At 66.6% G+C, this 22,785-nt stretch carries 16 protein-coding genes; 6 read left to right on the plus strand and 10 right to left on the minus strand.

Annotated elements, in window-relative coordinates:
* Positions 1 to 152 precede the first annotated feature (152 nt).
* From rng to CA260_RS05830, 4 genes are all read left to right on the plus strand, one after another.
* The gene (gene rng / locus CA260_RS05815; RefSeq protein ID WP_111981420.1) at positions 153 to 1,646 is read left to right on the plus strand and encodes a ribonuclease G; all 1,494 of its coding nucleotides are present in this window, start codon (positions 153 to 155) and stop codon (positions 1,644 to 1,646) included.
* Positions 1,647 to 1,693: 47 nt separating this feature from the next.
* Complete coding sequence (locus tag CA260_RS05820) at positions 1,694 to 5,599, plus strand: YhdP family protein (protein WP_111981421.1); 3,906 nt, start codon at positions 1,694 to 1,696, stop codon at positions 5,597 to 5,599.
* Positions 5,600 to 5,756: 157 nt separating this feature from the next.
* Positions 5,757 to 7,196 (plus strand): metalloprotease TldD, encoded by a 1,440-nt coding sequence (tldD, locus tag CA260_RS05825; RefSeq protein WP_111981422.1) that lies wholly within the window; start codon positions 5,757 to 5,759, stop codon positions 7,194 to 7,196.
* Between the two features lie 208 nt (positions 7,197 to 7,404).
* On the plus strand, positions 7,405 to 8,814 hold the full coding sequence (locus CA260_RS05830) for a YeiH family protein (protein WP_111981423.1): 1,410 nt from the start codon (positions 7,405 to 7,407) through the stop codon (positions 8,812 to 8,814).
* Positions 8,815 to 9,106: 292 nt separating this feature from the next.
* On the opposite strand, the gene yjgA is transcribed toward CA260_RS05830, so the two are convergent.
* Together yjgA and CA260_RS05845 are read right to left on the minus strand one after the other, a co-directional pair.
* Positions 9,107 to 9,688: a ribosome biogenesis factor YjgA gene (gene yjgA / locus CA260_RS05840; protein WP_111981425.1), complete on the minus strand. Its 582-nt coding sequence runs from the start codon at positions 9,686 to 9,688 to the stop codon at positions 9,107 to 9,109.
* Between the two features lie 29 nt (positions 9,689 to 9,717).
* Positions 9,718 to 9,966 (minus strand): DUF1653 domain-containing protein, encoded by a 249-nt coding sequence (locus CA260_RS05845; RefSeq protein WP_038620351.1) that lies wholly within the window; start codon positions 9,964 to 9,966, stop codon positions 9,718 to 9,720.
* 108 nt (positions 9,967 to 10,074) lie between these two features.
* Between CA260_RS05845 and pmbA the strand changes: the two genes are divergently transcribed.
* Positions 10,075 to 11,436, plus strand: a complete 1,362-nt coding sequence (gene pmbA / locus CA260_RS05850; protein WP_425479724.1) for a metalloprotease PmbA — start codon at positions 10,075 to 10,077, stop codon at positions 11,434 to 11,436.
* A 126-nt stretch (positions 11,437 to 11,562) separates the two neighbouring features.
* Positions 11,563 to 12,000, plus strand: a complete 438-nt coding sequence (locus tag CA260_RS05855) for a DUF4870 domain-containing protein (protein WP_111981427.1) — start codon at positions 11,563 to 11,565, stop codon at positions 11,998 to 12,000.
* A gap of 51 nt (positions 12,001 to 12,051) precedes the next feature.
* Here CA260_RS05855 and CA260_RS21095 read toward each other — a convergent pair whose 3' ends face one another.
* The 8 genes from CA260_RS21095 to dnaE all read right to left on the minus strand — a co-directional run bounded on the left by CA260_RS21095 (position 12,052) and on the right by dnaE (position 22,715).
* A complete protein-coding gene (locus CA260_RS21095; protein ID WP_172461732.1) occupies positions 12,052 to 12,813 on the minus strand; it encodes a hypothetical protein in 762 nt (253 codons plus the stop codon).
* Between the two features lie 118 nt (positions 12,814 to 12,931).
* Positions 12,932 to 13,831 carry a polyprenyl synthetase family protein gene (locus CA260_RS05870; protein ID WP_111983024.1) on the minus strand — a complete coding sequence of 300 codons (900 nt, stop codon included), beginning with the start codon at positions 13,829 to 13,831 and terminating at the stop codon, positions 12,932 to 12,934.
* Between the two features lie 251 nt (positions 13,832 to 14,082).
* On the minus strand, positions 14,083 to 14,340 hold the full coding sequence (locus CA260_RS05875) for an exodeoxyribonuclease VII small subunit (RefSeq protein WP_111981430.1): 258 nt from the start codon (positions 14,338 to 14,340) through the stop codon (positions 14,083 to 14,085).
* A 95-nt stretch (positions 14,341 to 14,435) separates the two neighbouring features.
* On the minus strand, positions 14,436 to 15,725 hold the full coding sequence (tilS, locus tag CA260_RS05880) for a tRNA lysidine(34) synthetase TilS (RefSeq protein WP_238149616.1): 1,290 nt from the start codon (positions 15,723 to 15,725) through the stop codon (positions 14,436 to 14,438).
* Positions 15,718 to 16,470, minus strand: a complete 753-nt coding sequence (locus tag CA260_RS05885) for an NYN domain-containing protein (protein ID WP_111981431.1) — start codon at positions 16,468 to 16,470, stop codon at positions 15,718 to 15,720. The genes tilS and CA260_RS05885 overlap by 8 nt, the downstream gene beginning before the upstream one ends.
* Positions 16,471 to 16,579: 109 nt before the next feature.
* The gene (locus CA260_RS05890) at positions 16,580 to 17,680 is read right to left on the minus strand and encodes a hypothetical protein (protein WP_146745286.1); all 1,101 of its coding nucleotides are present in this window, start codon (positions 17,678 to 17,680) and stop codon (positions 16,580 to 16,582) included.
* A 346-nt stretch (positions 17,681 to 18,026) separates the two neighbouring features.
* Positions 18,027 to 18,983 carry an acetyl-CoA carboxylase carboxyltransferase subunit alpha gene (locus tag CA260_RS05895; RefSeq protein WP_111981433.1) on the minus strand — a complete coding sequence of 319 codons (957 nt, stop codon included), beginning with the start codon at positions 18,981 to 18,983 and terminating at the stop codon, positions 18,027 to 18,029.
* Between the two features lie 174 nt (positions 18,984 to 19,157).
* The gene (dnaE, locus tag CA260_RS05900; RefSeq protein WP_111981434.1) at positions 19,158 to 22,715 is read right to left on the minus strand and encodes a DNA polymerase III subunit alpha; all 3,558 of its coding nucleotides are present in this window, start codon (positions 22,713 to 22,715) and stop codon (positions 19,158 to 19,160) included.
* Positions 22,716 to 22,785: the final 70 nt, after the last annotated feature.

The raw sequence follows: 22,785 nt of genomic DNA on the forward strand, positions 1-22,785 counted from the left end.
GGAAGACTGTCCAGTACATCAAATGTCGTGTTTCCCTGCGAATCTGCGCGCCAGTTGGCGGCTCGGCCGAACTGGCCGTCAGCGTGTCTCGACACGCATCGACAGTGTGCGCGGACTACCGTTATAAAGATTGTCTATGCAGGGGAGTGCCCGTGAGCGAAGAAATCCTGATCAACGTGACCCCACGCGAGACCCGCGTCGGCGTGGTGGAAAACGGCATGTTGCAGGAGGTGCACGTGGAACGGGCGTCCCGGCGCGGCTATGTCGGCAACGTGTACAAGGGACGTGTGCAGCGGGTGATGCCCGGCATGCAGGCCGTGTTCGTGGACATCGGGCTGGAGCGCGCGGCATTCCTGCATGCCTCCGACATCCTGCGCCCGCCGTTGCCGGCCGCCGTCGAAGGCGCTGAGCCGGTCGCCAGCGGCAACGGGCACGGCCATATCCCCTCGATCAGCGAGCTGGTCCACGAAGGCCAGGAGATCGTGGTGCAGGTGGTGAAGGATCCCATCGGCACCAAGGGCGCCCGGTTGTCCACGCACCTGTCGATTCCGTCGCGCTATCTGGTGCTGCTGCCGCATGCCCGCACGCTGGGTATTTCCGCGCGTATCGAGGACGAGGCCGAACGCCTGCGCCTCAAGGAAGTGCTCACCACGCTGATCGGCGAGAACCCGCTCGGCTACATCGTGCGCACCAATGCCGAGGGGCAGACCGCCGAATCGCTGGCCTTCGACGTCACCTACCTGGGCAAGGTGTGGCGCGTCGTGCAGGAGAACATCGCCAAGGCGAAGGTGGGCGACCGCGTGTACGAGGAACTCTCGCTGCCGCTGCGCAGCCTGCGCGACATGCTCAACGACGACATCGAGAAGGTCCGCGTGGATTCGCGCGAAACGTTCGAGAAGGTCGTGAAGTTCGTGCACAAGTTCATGCCGCATCTGGACGACCGCGTGGAGCACTACAGCGGCGAGCGTCCCATCTTCGACCTGTACGGCGTGGAGGACGAAATCCAGCGCGCGCTCAAGAAGGAGGTGCCGCTGAAATCGGGTGGCTACCTCATCGTGGACCAGACCGAGGCCATGACCACCATCGACGTGAACACCGGCGGCTACGTCGGCTCGCGCAACTTGGAGGAAACCGTCTACCGCACGAACCTGGAGGCCGCACAGGCGGCGGCGCGCCAGCTTCGGCTGCGCAACCTCGGCGGCATCATCATCATCGACTTCATCGACATGACCGACGAGGAGCATCGTCGCCAGGTGCTGCGCACGCTGGAAAAAGGCCTCGCGCGCGACCATGCCAAGACCACGGTCTATCCGATGTCGGCGCTCGGCCTGGTGGAGATGACGCGCAAGCGCACCACCGAAAGCCTGGAGCGCCAGCTGTGCGAACCCTGTCCGGCCTGCAGCGGCCGCGGCACGGTGAAGACGGCCGAGACAGTGACCTACGAGATCTTCCGCGAGATCACCCGTGCCGTGCGCCAGTTCAACACCGAAAAACTACTGGTCATGGCCAGTCCGAAGGTCGTCGGCCGCATCCTGGAGGAGGAGTCCGCCGCGGTGGCCGAATTGGAAGAGTTCATCTCCAAGAGCATACGCTTCCAGGCTGAAGAGCATTATTCGCAGGAACAGTTCGATGTGGTTCTGCTTTGAGAGCCTGGTGACGCGCGTCGCTGGGCTGGTTGCGTTGTGAGCGTCGAATGAACGCGCCCTGGCACAAGCGGGTGCAACTGGGTCTCCGGGCATTGGCCTGGATCGTCGGCGTGGGCGTGATCTCGCTGGCTGTGCTGATGGGTCTGGCGCAGTTGCTGTTGCCGACGCTGGCCAGCCATCCCGAGTGGGTGGCGCAACAACTGGGCGCGGTGCTGAAGCGGCCGGTGAAGTTCGACGCGCTGGAAGGCCATTCGCAGCCGGCCGGTCCGCTGTTCGTCATGCATGGCCTGAGCATCGGCACCGACAATGGCGAGCCGCCGTTGCGCATCCCCGAGGCGGAGTTGAAGCTCGACTTCGGCGGCTGGGTGTTGCCCGCGCGACACCTGGTCAACCTGCGGGCGCGCGGGCTGCAGTTGGACATCAGCCGCGAGGCCGACGGTGCATGGCATATCAACGGCATCGGCCTGGCCGGTGGCGAAGAACGCCAGAATCCATCGTTCGGACAGCTGTCGGTGGGCCTGTGGCTGCGCGATACGCGCCTGGAAATCACCGACCACCGGCTCGAGCGGCACTACACCCTCGTGGCCGACCAGCTGCGCCTGAGCCGACAGGGACGGCGCATCCGCGTCGGCGCGCTGCTGCGCCGCGAAGGTGCGCCGGGACAGTTGCGTGGCGCCGGCAGCTTCAGCGATGACGGCGCCGACGGAAAGCTGTGGATCGGCGGCACCGGCATGGATCTGCATGCCATGTCGTCCGGTGTGGATATGGCCGGCTATACGGCTGAAAGCGGCAGTGGCTCGTTCGATTCCTGGCTGGATTGGCGCGACGCGAAGATCGTGCGCAGCCTCACCCGCTTCCATCTCTCGCAGCTCTCCATCGCCAATCCCGACGGCGTGCGGGCGAGCGTGCCCACGCTGCAGGGACTTGCCGAAGTGGTGATGGGCGAGGACACCTGCCGGGTGCGATGGGCCGGCGACGACGGCGGTGCCCTGGTCGCGCACGTGCAGGGCATCGGCACGGAAGGGTTGCAGGCCTCGATCGCGGCGAAGGATCTCCAGCTGGCGGCATTCGTGCCCTGGCTCGCGCTCAAGCCGCAGCTGTCGCCGGCGCTCGCGCAGTGGGTAGGCAGCGGCAAGCCGCGAGGGCAGGTCGAGCGTGCCGACGTGGGCTGGAGTCGTGCGGCGGGTGTGCAACAGCTCGACGCCGAATTCAATGGCCTGGCGATCGACCCGGTCGGCAAGCTGCCGGGCGTGGATGGCCTGAAGGGCGCGTTGCGTGGCGACGCGCAAGCCCTGTCACTGTCGTTGCCACTGCAGGCCACTACGCTGCGTTTCCCCCACACGTTCCGCCAGCCGTTCGTGATGTCGCGCTTCGGCGGTGACGTGGCGTTCTGGCATGAGGATGACGCCTGGCATATCGGCACCGATCCGTTCATCTTCGAGGGCGCGGGTTTCGGCGGTTCGGCCCGCGGTGAAGTGGCGTTGCCCGATGCCGGCGGCCGTCCGTTCCTCGACTTGTATGCGTCGGTGGATCACGCCGACGTGGTGGCGGCAAAGCAGTTCTGGCCGATCGACTCGATGTCGCCCGCCGCGGTGCAGTGGCTCGACCAGGCGCTGGTGGATGGCAAGGTCGACCATGGCGACGTGGTGGTCCACGGCGATCTGGCGGACTGGCCGTTCCATCACAACGAGGGCCGCTTCGAAGCACGCGCCGAGCTGAGCGACCTGGTGCTCGAATACGGCAAGGACTGGCCGCGTGCCGAAGGCGTCACCGCCGTGGCGAACTTCATCAACAGCGGCATGATGGTGGAAGCGAGCGCGGGGCAGTCGCTGGGCAACAAAGTGGACCATGCCGTCGCGCTGATTCCGGAGTTTGGCAACACGGTGCTCGATCTCAACGCGAGCGGCTCGGGCACCGGCGCCAGCATGATCGACTTCGTGCGACGCAGCCCGATCGGCCGCAACCAGGCCGACGTGCTGTCCAAGCTGAAGCTCGGCGGCAACGGTGCCTTCGATTTCCACCTGTCGCTGCCGGTCGCGCAGTCCAGCGAATTCGTGCTGGACGGCCGGGCGCAGCTCAAGGGCGTGGACTTCGACGCACCGGAGTGGAACCTCAAGCTGGACAAGCTCACCGGTCCCGCCACGTTCGACAAGGCCGGCTTCCATGCCGGCCCGCTGGAAACCAGTTTTCGCGGGCAGCCTTCGCAGCTCGACCTCGCCATTGCCGGTGCGACCGGCCAGCCGGACAAGGTGCTGGCCGCCAAGCTCACCGGCCGCTATGCCATGGGCGAGCTGACCCAGGGCTACAAGCAACTGGATTGGTTGAACCAGGTGGCCGACGGACGCAGCGACTTCACCATCGGCTTCGATATCGCACACGCGAACGGCTCGGCGGCGACCACGCAGCGCCTGAGCGTCGACTCGGCCTTGAACGGCATGGCGCTGGATTTTCCCGTGCCGTTGAAGAAATCCGCGGACGCGACGCTGCCTCTGCATGTGGAGATGAATCTGCCGATGCAGGGCAGTGACGTGCAGCTCAGCGTGGGCCAGGTGGTGCGCGCGCGGCTGCGCCTGCCGCAGACCGACAACCAGCAGCTCGCTGCGACGTTCGCCTTCGGCACGAAGGCGCCTGACGCCGTGCCCGACAAGGGCATCCGCATCCGCGGGCGCCCAGCGAAGCTCGATGTCACCGGCTGGGTGCAGTACGCCGCCTCCGGCAGCAGCAGCGGCGGCCCTGGCCTGGAAAGCATCGAGGTGAATGCCGACCAGGCCATGGTGTTCGGCCACACGTTCCCCGACATGCGCCTGATGGCGACGTCGCAGGCGGACGGTCTGACGGTGGATGTGGACAGCACCGGTCTGGCGGGTCGATTCTCGATCCCGCTGGCCGATCTCAGCCGTCGTGGCGTGACCGCGCGCCTGCAGCGCCTGTATTGGCCCAAGGACGTCGTGCCGCCGAAGAAGACCGGTGCCGAAGCAGCGTCAGGCGGTGCGGCCACGGCCGAGGCATCGGCCGCGACGGCGGGTGGCGCCGCGACGCCCGTGCCCAATCCTGCGGCGACGGGTATCACGCCGTCGGCACTGCCGCCGTTCCACCTGTGGGTGAGCGACCTGCGTTTTGGCGATTCCAGGCTGGGTGACGCGCGGCTGGAAACCTGGCCGACGGATCGCGGCATGCACGTCGAGCAGTTGCGCACGTTGTCGCGCGGCGTGCAGATCAACGGCACCGGCGACTGGGACGGCACGGCCGGGAACAGCCATTCGCACATGCGCATCGACTTCTCGGCCGAGAATCTCGGCGAGATGCTGGGCGCATTCGGCTATGACGCCTTGCTGGCGGGCGGCAAGGTGCGCGCCCAACTCGACGCCACCTGGCCGGGCGCGCCCTCCGCGATGGAGATGGGCAACATGGACGGCAAGCTCAGCATCAACATCACCGATGGCCGCATGCCTGAAGTCGCGCCCGGCGTGGCGCGCCTGTTCGGCCTGGTGTCCGTGCTGGAGCTGCCGCGCCGCCTGTCGTTCGATTTCGGTGACGTGTTCGGCAAGGGGCTGGCCTTCGATGCGATCACCGGCGACTTCAAGCTGGGCGATGGCAACGCCAATACCGACAACCTGCAGATCCGCAGCCCGGCGGCGGAAATCTCGGTGAAGGGGCGCACGGGCGTGCGCGCCAAGGATTACGACCTGCAGGTGCAGGCCATCCCGCATGCGGGCAACAGCCTGCCGATCGTTGGCGCCGTGGTGGGCGGGCCGATTGGCGTGGCGGCAGGCTTCGTTGCGCAAGGCATTCTCGGCAAGGGCATCAACCACGCCGCCAGCGCTCGCTACAAGATCACCGGAAGCTGGGACAAGCCGGTGATCACGCTGATCGAGAAGAAGGACGTGACGGTGGCGCCCGTCACGCCGCCGTTGACCGGTGAGCCGCCGACCGCGAAGGAGCCACAGCTGTAGGAGCGCACCCAGTGCGCGACCGCGGCGTCTCGGCGTATTGCTCCGTAGGCTTTTCGCGCACCGGGTGCGCTCCTACGGGGGCTTCGGCCCAGGGTTTAAACCCCTGTCGCCGGCCCCACCTTGGTAAAGTCCCCTTTTTACGCATGGCAATGACTTCATGGATTCCCTGATCGCGCAGGCCGAACGCCGCCTGCTGGCGCCGGGCGGCTTGGCCGCCACCGATCTCGAACGCGTGTTCAACCAGCTGATGGGCCCGTCGATCGACGCGGCCGACCTGTATTTCCAGCATTCGCGCAGCGAGTCGTGGCTGCTGGAAGAGGGCATCGTCAAGGACGGCAGCCATTCCATCGAGCAGGGCGTGGGCGTGCGCGCCATCAGTGGGGAGAAGACCGGCTTCGCGTACTCCGATGAGATCGTGCTGCCGCAGCTGCTGGAAGCCTCCAAGGCCGCGCGTGCGATCGCGCAGGGCGGCAACGGCGCCGGCAAGCCGCTGGCGCTGAACGGAGCGCGCCAGTTGTATCCGGCCATCGACCCGGTCGAAAGCCTGCCCAACCCCGACAAGATCGCCCTGCTGCGCGAAGTGGACGCCTATGCGCGTTCGCGCGATCCGCGCGTGAAGCAGGTGATCGTGAGCCTCGCCGCCACCATGGACACCGTGCTGGTGGCCGCGTCCGACGGCACGCTCGCCGCCGACGTGCGCCCGCTGGTGCGCCTGAACGTGCAGGTGATCGCCGAGCAGAACGGCCGCCGCGAACAGGGCAGCGCGGGCGGCGGCGGTCGCTACGGTTACCGCGAACTGATCGACAACGGTCGCGCCATGGCCTTCGCGGATGAAGCCGTGCGCCAGGCGCTGGTGAACCTCGACGCGGTGGATGCGCCGGCCGGCAGCATGCCTGTCGTGCTTGGCCCCGGCTGGCCAGGCGTGCTGCTGCACGAAGCTATCGGCCACGGCCTGGAAGGCGACTTCAACCGCAAGGGCAGCTCCGCGTTCGCCGGCCGTATCGGCCAGCGCGTGGCCGCGCCCGGCGTCACCGTGGTCGACGACGGCACGCTGGCCGGGCGTCGCGGTTCGCTCAGCGTCGACGACGAAGGCACGCCGACCGAGTGCACCACGCTGATCGAGGACGGCATCCTCAAGGGCTACATGCAGGACACGCTCAACGCGCGCCTGATGAGCATGCCGGTCACCGGCAACGGCCGCCGAGAATCGTTCGCGCAGCTGCCGATGCCGCGCATGACCAACACCTACATGCTCGACGGCGAGCACGACCCGCAGGAAATCATCCGCTCGGTGAAGAACGGCCTCTACGCGGTGAACTTCGGCGGCGGCCAGGTCGACATCACGAACGGCAAGTTCGTGTTCTCCGCCAGTGAGGCCTACCTGATCGAAGACGGCAAGATCACTCGCCCGGTGAAGGGCGCCACCCTGATCGGCGCCGGTCCCGAAGTGCTCAACCGCGTCTCCATGATCGGCAATGACCTGGCGCTCGACGAAGGCGTGGGCGTGTGCGGCAAAGACGGGCAGAGCGTACCCGTGGGCGTGGGCCAGCCGACGCTGAAGGTGGATGCGATGACGGTGGGTGGCACCGCTTCCTGAGGCGCCCTGTCACCCGGTCATGAAAAGGGGCGTTTTCGCCCCTTTTTTGTGGGCGAATGCAGGGTATGTCGTTCCTGCATATCGATAGAACCAAAGCTCATTTCGCTTTCCGTGCTTCGCGTCGGACAGTGCCTGCTCAGGCCTTGCATTCTTGCGCGGCCGTATGGACGTCTGAATGTCCACACCACTTCCGACGAGGGGCGTTGTGATGAGCGATGTGACGCAAGCGTTGCCCGGGAAGCGCCGGGCGATCGAATCCTCCGTGCCGCGCGGCGGACTTTTCGCCAACGAAGACTGGTGGTCGGTATGGATCGGTCTCACGGTGATCGTCGTGGCCTGGGTGCTGTTCGCCAACGGCAGCAGCCTGAAGTGGCTCGCGGTGGCACCGGCAAAGTGGAAGACGCTTGCGGAAGCCGGGCAGGGCATCGCGAGCCATTGGCCGAACTATCTGGCGTTGTTTGCGACATTCGCGCTCTTGTTAGGCACGGCGCTGGCCGTGCTCGGGCAATCGTTGTCGCGCTTCCTGCCGAGCTTCCTGATTCTGTTTGTCGCGTCGCTGCTGATCTTCACTGCGTCTGCGTGGAACCAGGCAGCGCGCTATAACCTGGAAGCACCGTTGATCGCGCTTCTGCTGGGCCTGCTGGTGTCGAACACGGTGACGCTGCCTGAGTGGTTCCAGTCGGGTTTGCGCGTGGAGTTCTACATCAAGGTCGGCATCGTGCTGTTGGGCGCGACGCTGCCGCTGACCTTGCTAGTCTGGGCCGGTCCCGTGGCGGTGGGCCAGGCGACCATCGTTTCGCTTGCAACGTTCTTCACCATCTTCTTCGCCGGCAAGGCGCTGGGCTTGGACAAGCGCTTTGCCGCTGTGCTGGGCGTGGGCGGTGCAGTGTGCGGCGTATCGGCGTCGATTGCCGCGGGCGGCGCGGTGCGCGCGAAGCGAGAGCATGCATCGATGGCCATCACGCTGGTTGTGGTGTGGGCCATCGTGATGATCTTCGTGTTGCCCTTCGCGTCGCGCGCGCTGGGTCTCTCGACCGCGGTGGCGGGCGCGTGGATCGGCACCTCCGAATTCGCCGATGCCGCCGGCATCGCCGCGGCGCAGGCTTATGGTGACGTGGCGCGCAACGCCGGCGGCGCCATTGCCGGTGCGCCGGATGCAGCGGTGCAGGCGTTCACGCTGATGAAGGTGGTGGGGCGCGATATCTGGATCGGCATCTGGGCTTTCGCGCTGGCGTGGGTGGCGGCGACGCGATGGAACAGCGAGAGCGGCGTGCGGGCCAAGGCCGATGCGCGCGAGATCTGGGCGCGCTTTCCCAAGTTCGTGATCGGCTTCGTGCTCGCCTCGGCCCTGGTCACCTGGATTGCCAGCCATTACTCGCTGGCCGATTACCGCAAGATCGTCACGCCCGATCTGGTGGCGCCGATCAGCGCGTTGCGCACGTGGGCTTTCACGTTCTGCTTCCTCAGCATCGGACTGACCACGCGCCTGCGTTCACTCACGGCGATCGGCTGGCGTCCGCTGCTGGCTTTCACCATCGGCGTCGCGGTGAACGTGGTGATCGGCTACGTGTTGTCGGTGCATGTGTTTGCCGATTATTGGAACGGCCTAGGCGGATGAGCCAGGTTGCCGATCGCCGCGTGGCGTGCTGCGAGCATTGCCGTTTTCGCCGCGACGATCCACGCGAGATCGAGCGGCGTTTGCCGGGCCTGGTGTCGTTCAGTTCGGCGTATGGCGCGAGCATCGGAGCGAGTGCGTTGTGCGAGGTGCACGATGCGTGGGTGTCGCCGGAGGATGGTTGTTCGTCGTTTCGAACGGTTGAGGTTTGAGGTAAACGTGAATCGCGCACTGGGTGCGCTCCTACACAAGCTTTGCATCTGTAGGAGCGCACCCAGTGCGCGATCACTTTTCTTCAGTCTTCGATGTCGCCGGGCAGCTCTTCACCGCCTTCATCGGCAAACTCATCACTTTCGCCACCCGCCGCCAGTTCCTTCAGCAGCTGGTAGATCTCGCGATACGCACGCGGCGGCTTGTTCGCTTCCTTTTCTGCCTTGGCCTGGCGTACCAGCGAGCGCAGGTGCTGGCGGTCCACGTTCGGGTACTCGGCGATCAGCTGGCTCATCGCCTCGTCGGTGTTTTCGAGCAGACGTTCGCGCAGGGCTTCCATGCGGTGCATGGCGGCGGTTTCCTGGCGCTGACGCTCCTTGTTCTCGCCCAGCGCGGCGCGCACACCGTCGAACACTTTCGACTCGTGGCGACGCATGACCTTGGCGAGGAATTGCAGCTGCCGCTTGCGCGCGATATGCGCGGTGATGCGGCGCGTGTTGGCGATTTCGCGTTCCACGTCCTCGGGCAGTTCCAGCTTGGCCAGCTTCGATGGGGGCATTTCCATCAGCTGCTGGGCCAGCGCCAGCACGGCCAGCGCGTCGCGGCGCTGCTGCGTGCGGGTGGGGCCGTAATCATGGTCGGGATCGTGGGTATAGGTGCGTTTCACGGAAAACTTCCAGCGGGCCGGCGCGTCACTCAGCGTGCGGCGTCGGCGTGATCGAACGGGTTGGGCTCGGCCTGTTCCAGCGCAAAGCGGGGGATCGGCTCGCCGTCGAGTTCCACGGTTTCGCAGAACATGACGGCCGGGCGTACCCACAGCCCGAAATCGCCATAGAGCGCCTGGTAGACCACTACCTCTTCCATCGTCTCGCTGTGCCGGGCCGTGCCCAGGACGCGATAACGCTGGCCTTTGTAGTGGCGGTAGATGCCGGCTGCCGGTGACATGGGCGTATCTCCGCGGGACGCTCTTTGCATTCGGCCGCGCCACCCCCATCTCGGGAGGCTGCGCGGGTTGGACCGCGTATTCTACCCGTTAGCCGATTGCCTGTAGGAATTTCACGCGTGACCGAACTCAGCCCCACCCAGGACCGCAGCCTCGAAGAACTCGACCGACTGGCCCAACTGGCCGAGGACGTGATCCGCCGCGCCCGCGCCGCGGGCGCCAGCCAGGCGGAGGTGGCGGCCAGCATCGACACCGGGCTGAACGTGAACGTGCGCCTGGGCGAGGTGGAAACGGTAGAGCACACCCGCGACCGCGGTTTCGGCCTTACCGTGTACTTCGGCAAGCGCAAGGGTTCGGCCAGCACCGCCGACCTCAACCCCGATTCGATCCAGGCCACGCTGGACCAGGCTTGCGCGATCGCCCGTTACACCGAGGAAGACGAGGCGGCCGGCCTGGCCGATGCCGAGCGCATGGCCACCCAGTTCCCGGATCTGGACCTGTGGCACCCCTGGCGCATCGACACCGACGGCGCCATTGCGCTGGGCAAGCAGATCGAAGACGCCGGCCGCAGTCACGCCGGCATCACCAATTCCGACGGTGCCAGCGTGCAGATGGGCGAGGCCATTGCGGTCTACGCCAATTCGCACGGTTTCCTGGGGCGCGAGCGCGGCACCCGCCATTCGTTGTCGCTGTCGCTGATCGCCGGCGACGACGAAGGCATGCAGCGCGACTACTGGTACGACAGCGTGCGCTCGGCCGACGATTTCATGAGCGCTGCGGCGCTGGGCAACAAGGCGGCGCAGCGCACGCTGTCGCGCATGGGCGCCCGCAGCCTTTCCACGCGCCAATGCCCGGTGATGTTCGCGCCGGAAGTGGCGCGAGGCCTGATCGGTCATTTCATCGGCGCCGTAAGCGGCGGTGCGCTGTACCGTCGCGCCAGTTTCCTGCTCGACCACGCGGGCAAGCAGGTGATGCCATCGTGGCTCAACATCGTGGAACGCCCGTTCCTGATGCGCGGCCAGGGTTCCGGTGCATTCGATGCCGAGGGCGTCGCCACGCGCGACAGTTCGCTGGTGGAGAACGGCGTGCTGGCGCGTTACGTGCTCGGCAGCTATTCGGCGCGCAAGCTGGGCCTGGAGTCCACCGGCAACGCCGGTGGCATCCACAACCTGATCGTCGAAGGCGGGCAGGACGATTTCGCCGCGATGCTCAAGCGCATGGGCACCGGCCTGCTGGTGACCGAGGTGATGGGGCAGGGCGTGTCCACCGTGACGGGCGACTACTCGCGCGGCGCCGCCGGCTTCTGGGTCGAGAACGGGCAGATCGCCTACCCGGTGGAAGAGATCACCATCGCCGCGAACCTGCGCGACATGTACGCGAACATCGTGGCCGTCGGTGCCGACGTGGACCCGCGCTCGCACATCCTTACCGGCTCGATCCTGCTGGAGCAGATGACGATAGCCGGCGAGTAGCCCCTTTCAGCGTCGGAAAAATAGGACTTCCGGCATCGGAAAAACCTGCGTGACCTTGCTAGGATCGTGTTCGCCGGCTCTGGGGACCGGCCCTGACAACACAGGTTCACGACAGGAGAAGCACGCATGAGCGTTCCGCCCGAGTCCGTCGTACCGCCGCCGTCGGAGAGCCCCGCAGGGCCGTCCGACACGCCCTCCGCCGATGAGCGTCAGTGGGCGCTCTTCGCCCACCTCTCCGCGCTGCTGGGCTGCATCGTCACCGGCGCCTGGTTCGGCTGGGGCTGCTTTCTTGGCCCGCTGATCATCTGGCTGGTCAAGAAGGACACCATGCCCTTCGTCAACGACCAGGCCAAGGAGGCGCTGAACTTCAACATCACCATCGCCATCATCGGCGTGGCCTTGCTGGTACTCACTGCCATCACCTTCGGGCTGGGCGTGCTGCTGGCCATTCCCATCGGCGTGGTGGTCGGCATCGCCTGGCTGGTGTTCACCATCCTGGCCGCGATCCGCGCCAACGAAGGCGTGCGGTATCGCTACCCGTTCACGCTGCGGCTGATCAAGTAGGCCGATCAGCAAGTAAGGAAAAGGCGGCCTTCGGGCCGCCTTTTTTCATGCCTAGTGAAGCCCGACGTAGGTGCGCTTGAAGGTGACGGGCTGCTCCAGCGTGGGCACTTTCCAGGCGCCGGTAACGACCATCTGCTGGCCGTCCGGGGACATTGCCCAGGTCTGCTCCAGTTGCATGCCGTCGGCGTACTGCACGGAGACGTGGAGCTGCCCATTCTCCATATGGCCACGCACCATGGCGTTGCCGCTGAGCGACTGGCGTGGCTGCCCGTCGAGCTTGCCGGTGAGCTGGCTGCCGTCGTTGAGGCGCACCTGGAAGGTCTTGTCGTCCTGCTGTACGAGCAGCACCGAATCCACCTTCAGCATCGGCGGCATCGGATAGGTCGCCGTGGCGATGGGATCCTTGTCGGCGTCTTGCTTCTTGCCGGTACTGCTGTCGCCGCCGCCATGGTGGCCATGTCCCCCGCCGCCCATGCCGCCGCCGTGCCCGCCCATGCCCCCGCCACCCATACCACCGCCGTGGCCACCCATGCCGCCGCCGCGGTGGCCACCGCCATTGCCGGCGCCGCCAGCGGGGGCGCCGGGGCTACCCGCGCCGGGGTTCTGGGGCAGCGATGCCTGCTGCTCATGGCGCGCTTCGTTGCGCATGGCGGTGGTGAGCGTGTCGGTGGTGTCGCTGTTACGGTCGTCGAGGCGCCAGGCGCCGGTGAAGTCGGGTTTTTGGGTGGGCGCCGCGTGGCCAGGCAGCGTGTACAGCGTGGCCAGGAGGATCGAGCCCAGCAGACGCTGGATTGGGGAAGGCGTGGCGATCATCGTCGGGGCGTCAGCGGAGGTTCCTAGGGGAACGTCCTAGTGCTGGCGGTGTTGACTGGGTGATTCCCCGATGCTGCGGTCGCGCACTGGGTGCGCTCCTACAAGGGACTTCGGCAGGTCAGTGCAGGCGGGCGGCGGCGTAGCGCGCCAGTTCTTCCAGCAGGGCGGCTTGTTCGCCCAGCGGCGCGATGGCTTCCAGGGCGTCGCTGGTGAGGCGGGCCAGATGCTCGCGTGATGCCTCCATGCCGATGATGGAGGGGAACGTCGGCTTGTCGGCGGCTGCATCCTTGCCGGCGGTCTTGCCGATCACGGCAGCCTCGCCTTCCACGTCGAGGATGTCGTCGCGCACCTGGAAGGCCAGGCCTACCGCATGGGCGTAACGATCGAGCGCGGCCAGCGCATCATCGGGTGCGCCGGCCGCGAGCGCGCCGAGGCGCACCGATGCGCGGATCAGCGCGCCGGTCTTGCAGGCATGCATGTGTTCCAGTTCGGCCAGCGTCAGCTTGCGACCGACGGCGGCGAGGTCCAACGCCTGACCACCGGCCATGCCTTCGGCGCCACAGGCACGACCCAGCACGCGCAGCATTTCCACGCAGCGCGCGGGAGCCACGCCCAGCTCGATGTCGTGCGCCAGCAGTTCGAAGGCAAGCGCCTGCAGCGCGTCGCCGGCGAGGATCGCCATCGCCTCGCCGAACACGATGTGGCAAGTGGGACGGCCGCGGCGCAGCGAATCATCATCCATCGCCGGCAGGTCGTCGTGCACCAGCGAATAGGCGTGGATCAGTTCCACCGCGCAGGCCGGCGCGTCCAGCCGCGAGCCACTCTCGCCAAAGGCGTGGCCAGCGGCGTACACCAGCAACGGACGCAGACGCTTGCCGCCGCCGAGGACGGCGTAGCGCATCGCGCGGTGCAGTTCGAAGGGAGCGGTGTCTTCCGACGGCAGCGAACGGGCCAGCGCCTCGTCGGCGCGCACGATCAGCGACTTGAGGGCAGCACCGAGCTTAGAGTCTGTCTTCATCATCCAAATACGCCGCGCCGGGAGCTGTTTGCCCGCGGGACAAGGAAGAGCGAGGGAGTGTATGTCGATACATGACCGAGCGATGACACAGTCCCGTGGGCAAACAGACCCGGCCCTGCGGGTTGCCCTGCAGCGGCCGTCATGCGTCAGCCCGCGGCTTACCCATGCAGCCAGCATGGGCTGCGCCTTGGTCTGCCACCTGACAGCCGCTGCAGGGCAACGCGGCGCATTTGGATGGTGAAGACAGACTCTTAAAGCTGGGGTTCAAACGGTTCGGCGTTGTCGGGAGCATCGGGATCAAGCAGGAGTCGCACGCGCAGTTCGGCACTTTCCAGTGCCTGCTGGCAATGGCGATAGAGGCCGATGCCTCGCTCGAAAGAGGCGAGGGATTCGTCCAGGCTCAGCTCGCCGCCTTCCATGCGCGCCACCAACTGCTCGAGTTCGTCCAGCGAATGCTCGAAATCGGCGGCGGGAGCGGGATTGGCGGGGGCGGATGCAGACTTGGCCATGGCCCGCAAAGCTAACGCAGGGGCCGTGCGGAATCAATCTGCGGCGAGACAAACGCGGCGCCGTGGCCGCTTTTTGCGGCGGACCGGCGCAGTGTTCAGAAGGCCGGATGCCAGAGCGGTCGATGCTTTCCGAACAGCTGCACACCTCGCTCGGTCAGCCAGCGATCGCCCACGCCGACCAGCTCGCCATCGGCATACAGCAGCGGGCAGGCCAGGCGGCGCCAGGGCGGCATGCCGCTCTGCTGCATGAGGTCGCGCAGCTCGCGGGTGTGCGGGCTGCCCGCGGGGCGCAGGTGCTCGCCGCCCTGGCGCAGGCGCACGCTGAGGGGTTCGGCAAGTTGCCCCGTGGGTTCCAGTTGCAGGCTGCCGCCGTCGGGCAAGGCCAGCGGCGCGCCGGACCAGTCGGCGCGCCATTGCGGGTCGATGGCGGGCTGTGGCGGCAATGCCCAGAGGCGGCCCTTCCACACGTGCAGCTCGGCCCCGGGCCAGCGGATGCACGGCAGCTGGCCGTCCCGCGCCACGCACTGGCGCTCGATCTGTTGGCGCTGCGCGGTGGTGGGCGCCGGAAGGCCTCGCGCATGCAGCCAATCGTCGAGCAGTGGATGACGCAGCGCGGGCGAGAGCGCCAACCAGCCGGCGGCGTCCAGGCTGCCGGAGGCGCCATCCAGCAAATCGTGGCGAGCGGCACGCCACTGCTGCGACAGGGCTTCGGCAGCCTCCCGGCTGTGCCGCGCGCTGTGCACGATCGACTCCACGGCCTGCGGCCAATGCTCGCTGAGGCGGGGAAGGATCTCGTGGCGGAGGAAGTTGCGGGTCAGGCGATGGTCGGCATTCGACGGATCGGCGATGCACGGCAGGCCCTGCGCGTCGACGTAGCGGCGCAAGGTTTCCCGCGGCACGTCCAGCAGCGGGCGCCACAACGTGCCGCGACCGAGCGGACGTGCCACGCGCATGCCGCCGAGTCCCTCGGGTCCGGCGCCTCTAAGCAGCTTGAGCAGCACGGTCTCGGCCTGGTCGTCGCGGTGATGGCCGAGCACGATGCGCTCGCCGTCATGCAGCGACAGTGCGAAGGCGCGATAACGCGCGTCACGCGCCGCCGCTTCCAGTCCATAGCCGCTCGCATGGTTCACCTCCACGCGCAGCACCAGACAGGGCACCTGCCATTCCTGCGCGAGCTCGCGGCAATGCGTGGCCCAGGCGTGGCTGTCGGCGTGCAGGCCATGATCGACATGCAGTGCACGCAGGCCGAGATCGCGTGCTTCGGGCAGCTGTGCCAGTGCATGCAGCAGCGCCGTGGAATCGGGGCCGCCGCTGTACGCCACGCACAACGGCCCCCGCGGCTCCCTGCGCAACGCGTCGCGCAGGATCGACGCGAGCTCACTCACGGACCGCGGCTTTCTTCGTCTTGTTGCGCGCGTAGATCACCTTGGGCCGGCCTTCGCCCGGACTGCGGCGGTCCATCTCGAACAAGGTGGTGGCGGTGATCAATTCGCTGAGCTTGTGATAGCCGTAACTGCGCGCGTCGAAGTTCGGGCGCTGCTTGGTGATGATCGAGCCGACACCGCCAAGCGCAGCCCAGCCATCATCATCGGAGGCCGCTTCTACCGCGTTGCGCAGCAGGTTCACCAGGCTGGAATCCTGCTTCAGCTGCGCCGCCGTGCGCGGCTTGAGCGGTTGTTCCTCGTCGGGCTTGGCGACGAGGATGTCTGTGTAGATGAACTTGTCGCACGCGGCGACGAACGGGTCGGGCGTCTTGCGCTCGCCGAAGCCGTAGACGATCAGGCCCGACTCGCGGATGCGCGCGGCGAGGCGGGTGAAATCGCTGTCGCTGGAGACGATGCAGAAACCGTCGAAGCGGCCGGAATACAGCAGGTCCATCGCATCGATGATCATCGCCGAATCGGTGGCGTTCTTGCCGCTGGTGTAGCCGAACTGCTGCATCGGCTGGATCGACTGGGTGAGCAGCTGCTCCTTCCAGCTCTTCAGGTGATTGGACGTCCAATCGCCATAGGCGCGTTTCACGTGCGCCGTGCCGTACTTCGCCACCTCGGCGAGCAAAGCTTCGGCGATGCCTGGCTGCGCGTTGTCCGCGTCGATGAGAACGGCGAGCTTGGTGCTGTCGGTGGCCATGACCGGCTCCGCAGGGATGGGCGCCGCCGATGATAGCGCCTCGCGATGACGGGTCATGGCAAAAACATGGCCCCGGCCCGCAAGCCGGGGCCGGGGAACCGCCATGGGTTCACTGGTTGCCCTGGTTGTCGTCGAAGTCGAAGGGTGGCGTGAGTCCGGTGAAGTCGCCGACGACCTTGGCGTCATACGGTCCGTTCAACTGGTTGAAGCCGGCGCCGGGCGCATTGAGCGTGCCCTGCTGGAAGACGATCTTGCCGGCCTTGGTCACCTCGATGACGCGATCGTTGAACTGGTCGCTGATCAGCGTGTCGCCGTTGCGCAGTCGCACGGCACGCGTCGGCAGTGGCGATGGGTTGCTGCCTGGCATCGTGTTGGTGATGTACTGCCAGACGGGTTGATCATTCGCGTTCACTTCCACGATGCGGTTGTTGTTGGAATCGCTGATCAGGGTGTCGCCGTTCGACAGCCGGCTGGCGAACGCCGCACCGCTTACCGTGCCTTGCGCCGTGAAGGTCTTGACGATGGCGAGCCCGGGCGTGACTTCGATCACGCGGTTGTTGTTTTCGTCGGAGATCAGCACATGCCCGTTCTCGAGCAGCTCGGCGCTGTTGGGGTTGTTGAGCTGGTTGGCACCATTGCCCGCAACGCCGGTGGTGCCGTACTGCCACACGATCTGGTGCTTGAGGTTCACCAGGATGATGCGCTGGTTGCCCTGGTCGGTGATCAGCACATGCAATCCCCTGTGGCCCGGGAAGCTGCTGAGGAATAGCGAATGCACCGGTGTGTTGAGCTGGTCGGGACCTGCGCCCGTGACGCCGGCCTGGCCGTATTGCCAGATGATGTGGTCGCTGGGATCGACAATGATCACGCGGTTGTCGGGACAGCCGTTGACGGTATCGCTGCAGCCCGGCAGTCCAGGCGGCGTGCCGGTGCCTGCCATCAAGGTGAAGGGGCCGAAGCGTTCGGCATCGTTGACGCCCACGATGCTGTTCGGGCCGGGCAGGTCGGAACCGCTGCCGAAATGCCAGATCACGCGGTGCGTGGCGGGGTTGATTTCGATGACCCGATTGTTGAATTGATCGGCGATGAGGATGGGCCCTTCCGGTTGGGCTCGCGCCGGCGCGGCGAGGCCGGCTCCCGCCAGCACGATCGTGCCGGCGATGGCCAGCACGAGGCGGGATCCGGTCATGCGGGGTGGGAAGCGTGCCATGTCAGACACCTCCGTTCGGTGGGAGTGGCGAGACGGAGGGCGCGATCCCACGTCTGCTCCAGGCCGGGCGGATGGCTGGGGTCGGCTCTCCGATCAGCCGTCGCGGGCAACGGCTTGCATGAATCCACGAACGATCGATGTCACCCGTGACGGGGACAAGGTTTTTGAGGCCTTGCAGGCGGTGAATGCCCGATACACGGCCTTCGGTTCACAACGGCCGGCGCCTTGTTCAGGCGCAAGATAGCCATGCGTCGAACGCGTGGACTGCAGGTCACGGGTTTGTGCACGCAAGCGCATGGCGGACGCTGGCGTGAACCGGCGACACCACGCGCGCTCGCGGCGCTGCTTACTCGATGTAGGCGCCGTAGCCGCGCAGGCGCTTGTAGCGCTGCTCGAGCAGATCCTTCATCGGCATCGCTTCCAGCTCGTCGAGCTGGTTCATCAGCACCGCCTTCAGGCGCACGGCCATCGAATGCGGATTGCGATGCGCGCCGCCCAGCGGTTCGCGCACGACCTTGTCGATCAGGCCGAGCTCGAGCAGGCGCGGCGCGGTGAGGCCCAGCGCTTCGGCGGCGTCCTTGGCCTTGTCGGCGCTCTTCCACAGGATGGAGGCGCAGCCTTCCGGCGAGATTACCGAGTAGGTCGAGTACTGCAGCATCACCGTGCGGTCGCCCACGCCGATAGCGAGTGCGCCGCCGGAACCGCCTTCACCGATCACGGTGCAGACGATGGGCGTCTTGAGGTCGGCCATTTCCAGCAGGTTGCGCGCGATGGCTTCGGACTGGCCGCGCTCCTCGGCGCCGACGCCCGGGTAGGCGCCTGGGGTGTCGATCAGCGTGAGCAGCGGCAGGCCGAAGCGCTCGGCCATCTTCATCAGGCGCAGCGCCTTGCGGTAACCCTCGGGGCGCGGCATGCCGAAGTTGCGGCGCACCTTGCCCTTGGTGTCGCGCGCCTTCTGGTGGCCGATGATCATCACCGAGCGGCCGTTGATGCGACCCAGTCCGCCGACGATGGCGGCGTCGTCCGCATAGGCGCGGTCACCGGCCAGCTCGTGGAACTCGTCGCAGATCACGCTGATGTAGTCGAGCGTGTACGGGCGCCCCGGATGGCGTGACAGCTGGGTCACCTGCCACGGCGTGAGGTTGCGGAAGATCTCGTTGGTCTTGAGCTTCAGCTTCTCGCGCAGGCGTCCGACTTCTTCGTCGATGTTGAACGCCTGGCCATGACTGGCATGGCGAAGCTCTTCAATCTTCGCGTCCAGTTCGGCGATGGGTTGTTCGAAATCGAGGAAGTTGGGATTCATTCGGTGCAGTTCAAAACCGGAAGCGCGCCAGTATACCGGGCCGGGAAATTTCGCGGAAACGGGGGCGTATGGGAGTGAGGAAAGGGTGAAGAGTGCCTCACCATGTGGGAGTCGTGCTTCTTGCCGTCATTCCGGCCTGCGCCGGAATGACGGGCAGGAAAGGTGAGAAGACGGTCAGTCGCCGCCGCGCGGCCGGTCGTCCGTCTTGACGATGCGCAGCTTCGCCGCCTCCACCCCCGGCACCGCGCGGATGGCGCGCAGCAGCTCGGGGATGGCCTCCACACGCCATTCCTCACCCAGTTCAAGGTCGGCCTGCGCGGTCTTGTTGTGGTAGCCGTACAGGACCACGCTGGCGCGTCCGCCGCGGTAACCGCTGAGCGTGCGTCGCAGGTCGTCGATGAAGCCGGGGCCCACGCCGTTCAGTTTCAAACGCAGCAGGCGGGCGTAACGGCGGCAGGCGTCGCCCAGGCTCAGCGCGCTGCGGGCGCGCAGGGCGAAACCGCCGCCGGAGAAATCGTCGATGCGCAGGCCGCCTTCCACCACCAGCAACTCGTCGCGCACCAGCAACGGGGCGACCTGCTGGTACAGCTCGCCGAAGAAGCTCACCTCGATGATGCCGGTACCGTCTTCCAGCCGCACGAAGGCATCGCTGTCACCGCGCTTGCGCACGGCGGTGACCATGCCAGCCACCGTCCACGGCGTGTCCGGGCCGCGGCGGAAACGGTTGTCGTCACCGTCGTTCTTGCGCGGCTTGGGCGGCTGGTAGCGATCGGCGATTTCGCCGAGCGGACAGGTGGAAAGCTGGGCGAGTTCTTCCTTCCACGGATCGGTGGGGTGGCCGGACAGGTAATGGCCGAGCGTGTCGCGTTCGCCCTGCAGCAGCTGCTCCAGCGGCCAGTCGGGCACCACTGGCAGGTCGACTTCGACGGTAGGCGCGGTCGCCCCCATCATGGCGCCGAACATGTCGTTCTGGCCGGACTGCTTGTTTCGCAGGTGCTGTTCGGCCGCCTTCATGGCGTTCGGCAGCTGGGCCATCAGGCTGGCGCGATTGGGTGCCAGTGCATCGAGCGCGCCGGACAGGATCAGCGCTTCGAGCACGCGGCGATTGAGCTTGGTCGAGTCGACGCGGCGGCAGAAATCGGCGAGGTCGGTATACGGACCGCCGCGGCGACGCTCATCGGCGATCGCCTCGCACGCGCCCTGGCCTACGCCCTTGATGGCGCCCAGGCCGTAGCGGATGACCTTGGGCTCCACCGCGACGAACATGAACTCCGACGCGTTGACGTCCGGCGGCAGCACCGTGAGGCCGATCGCCTTCGATTCGTCGATGAAGGTCACTGCCTTGTCGGTGTTGTCCATGTCCGACGAAATCGTCGCGGCCATGAACTCGGCAGGGTAGTGCGCCTTCAGCCAGGCGGTCTGGTAGGAAACCAGCGCGTACGCGGCGGCGTGCGACTTGTTGAAGCCGTAGCCCGCGAACTTCTCCATCAAGTCGAAGATCTCGTCGGCCTTCTCGCCGGTGAGTCCGTCCTTGGCGGCACCTTCGCGGAACTTGGCGCGCTCCTTCGCCATTTCCTCGAGCTTCTTCTTGCCCATCGCGCGGCGCAGCAAGTCGGCGCCGCCGAGCGAGTAGCCGCCGATGATCTGCGCCATCTGCATCACCTGCTCCTGATAGACCATGATGCCGTAGGTCTCTTTCAGGACCGGTTCGACGCGCGGGTCGGGATACTCCACCTCCTCGCGACCGTGCTTGCGCGCGCAGAAGCTCGGGATCAGGTCCATCGGGCCCGGACGGTACAACGCCACCAGCGCGATGATGTCCTCGAAGCGGTCGGGCTTGGCGTCCTTGAGCATGCGCTGCATGCCCGAGGATTCGAGCTGGAACACCGCGACGGTCTGCGCCTTCTTCAGTACGTCGTAGGCGGCCGGATCGTCGGTGGGAATCGCCGCGATGTTCAGCGCTTCCTCGCCGCTGGCCGCGCGACGCGCGTTGATGGCCTTCACCGCCCAGTCGATGATGGTGAGCGTGCGCAGGCCGAGGAAGTCGAACTTCACCAGGCCGACGGCTTCCACGTCGTCCTTGTCGTACTGCGTGACGACGCCGGCGCCGCCCGGTTCGCAGTACAGCGGGGCGAATTCGGTGAGCGGCTTGGGGCCGATCACCACGCCGCCGGCGTGCTTGCCGACGCCGCGCGTGAGGCTTTCCAGGCTGAGCGCGAGATCGATCAGCGTGCGCGCTTCCTCGTCCTGCTCGTAGAGGTCGCAGAAATCCTTGACGATGCGGTCGGGTTCTTTCTTCGCCTTCTCCGAGCGACCCAGCGCGCACTGCAGCGTGAGGTCGAGCGGGCGCGCGGGGATCAGCTTGGCGATGCGGTCGACCGCGTTGTAGCCCATGCCGAGCACACGGCCGGAGTCGCGCAGCACGGCCTTCGCCGCCATCGAGCCGTAGGTGATGATCTGGCTGACGTGGTCGCGGCCGTACTTGCGCGCGACGTAGTCGATCACCTCGTCGCGGCGATCCATGCAGAAGTCGATGTCGAAGTCGGGCATCGACACGCGTTCGGGATTCAAGAATCGCTCGAACAGCAGGTCGAACTGGATCGGGTCGAGATCGGTGATCTTCAGCACCCACGCCACCAGCGAGCCGGCGCCCGAACCGCGGCCCGGACCGACCGGGATGCCGTTCTGCTTACCCCAGTTGATGAAGTCCGCCACGATCAGGAAGTAGCCGGGGAAGCCCATCTTGATGATGACGTCCAGCTCGCGCTCCAGGCGCTCCTCGTATTCCTCGCGCGTGCGGCCGGGTGCCACGCCGGCAAACGCCAGGCGCTCCTTCAGGCCCTCGCGGGAAAGCTCGCGGATGTAGCTGGCCAGGTCGTGGCCTTCGGGCACCGGGAAGTCGGGGAGGTAGTACGTGCCGAAGCTCAGTTCCAGCGTGCAGCGCTTGGCCAGCTCGATGGTGTTTTCCAGCGCCTCGGGAATGTCGGCGAACAACGCCTCCATCTCTTCCGGTGTCTTCAGGTACTGCTGGTCGCTGTAGTCGCGCGGGCGTTTGGGATCGCCCAGCACGCGGCCCTGGTTGATGCACACGCGCGCTTCGTGCGACTCGAAGCCTTCCTGCTTGAGGAAGCGCACGTCGTTGCTGGCGATCACCGGCAGGTCGAGTTCCGCGGCGAGGCCGAGCGCGGCGGCGTTCCAGTTTTCCTCGCCTTCGCGACCGGTGCGGGTGAGTTCCAGGTAGAGACGGTCGGCCATCTGCTGCGCGAACGGGCGCAGACGTGTGGCGGCGGCATCCACGCCCTGGTTCACCGCGATGCGACCGACTTCGCTCTCGCGCCCCATCATGGCGATGAGGCCGCGGGTCGCCTGTGGCGTAAGCCACGCCATGTCGACCATGGCGCGACCGCTGTGCTGGCCGTCGCGCCAGGCGCGCGACACCAGGCGCGACAGATTGAGGTAGCCCTCGTGGTTCTGGCAGAACACGGTGAGACGCCACGGGCGCGGGTCGTCCGGCGAGCTCACCCACAGGTCCGCGCCGCCGATCGGCTTGATGCCGGCTGCGCTGCAGGCCTTGTAGAACTTCACCAGCGCGAACATGTTGCTGTCGTCGGTCAGCGCCACCGCCGGAATGCCTGCGCGCACGCAGGAGTCGACCAGTCCCTTGATGCGGATGGTCGAGTCGACCAGCGAGTATTCGCTGTGCAGGTGGAGGTGTGCGAAGCGGACGGACATGGCGTGCGCGCAGGATGGAACGCCAGCCTACCGGCGCCGGCCCGGGCGGACAAGAATTGACATCCGGCGA

The organism is Dyella jiangningensis, from assembly GCF_003264855.1.
Classification (GTDB): Bacteria; Pseudomonadota; Gammaproteobacteria; order Xanthomonadales; family Rhodanobacteraceae; genus Dyella; species Dyella jiangningensis_C.

Excerpts from the sequence above, each read along its gene's own strand:
- CA260_RS05875 (WP_111981430.1), bottom strand. The coding sequence starts at position 14,340 with ATGGCCAAGTCTGCATCCGCCCCCGCCAATCCCGCTCCCGCCGCCGAT.
- CA260_RS05890 (WP_146745286.1), bottom strand. The coding sequence starts at position 17,680 with ATGGCACGCTTCCCACCCCGCATGACCGGATCCCGCCTCGTGCTGGCC.
- CA260_RS05830 (WP_111981423.1), top strand. The coding sequence starts at position 7,405 with ATGAGCGATGTGACGCAAGCGTTGCCCGGGAAGCGCCGGGCGATCGAA.
- CA260_RS05820 (WP_111981421.1), top strand. The coding sequence starts at position 1,694 with ATGAACGCGCCCTGGCACAAGCGGGTGCAACTGGGTCTCCGGGCATTG.
- CA260_RS05885 (WP_111981431.1), bottom strand. The coding sequence starts at position 16,470 with ATGGCCACCGACAGCACCAAGCTCGCCGTTCTCATCGACGCGGACAAC.
- CA260_RS05895 (WP_111981433.1), bottom strand. The coding sequence starts at position 18,983 with ATGAATCCCAACTTCCTCGATTTCGAACAACCCATCGCCGAACTGGAC.
- tldD (WP_111981422.1), top strand. The coding sequence starts at position 5,757 with ATGGATTCCCTGATCGCGCAGGCCGAACGCCGCCTGCTGGCGCCGGGC.
- CA260_RS05855 (WP_111981427.1), top strand. The coding sequence starts at position 11,563 with ATGAGCGTTCCGCCCGAGTCCGTCGTACCGCCGCCGTCGGAGAGCCCC.
- dnaE (WP_111981434.1), bottom strand. The coding sequence starts at position 22,715 with ATGTCCGTCCGCTTCGCACACCTCCACCTGCACAGCGAATACTCGCTG.
- CA260_RS21095 (WP_172461732.1), bottom strand. The coding sequence starts at position 12,813 with ATGATCGCCACGCCTTCCCCAATCCAGCGTCTGCTGGGCTCGATCCTC.
- CA260_RS05870 (WP_111983024.1), bottom strand. The coding sequence starts at position 13,831 with ATGAAGACAGACTCTAAGCTCGGTGCTGCCCTCAAGTCGCTGATCGTG.
- CA260_RS05845 (WP_038620351.1), bottom strand. The coding sequence starts at position 9,966 with ATGTCACCGGCAGCCGGCATCTACCGCCACTACAAAGGCCAGCGTTAT.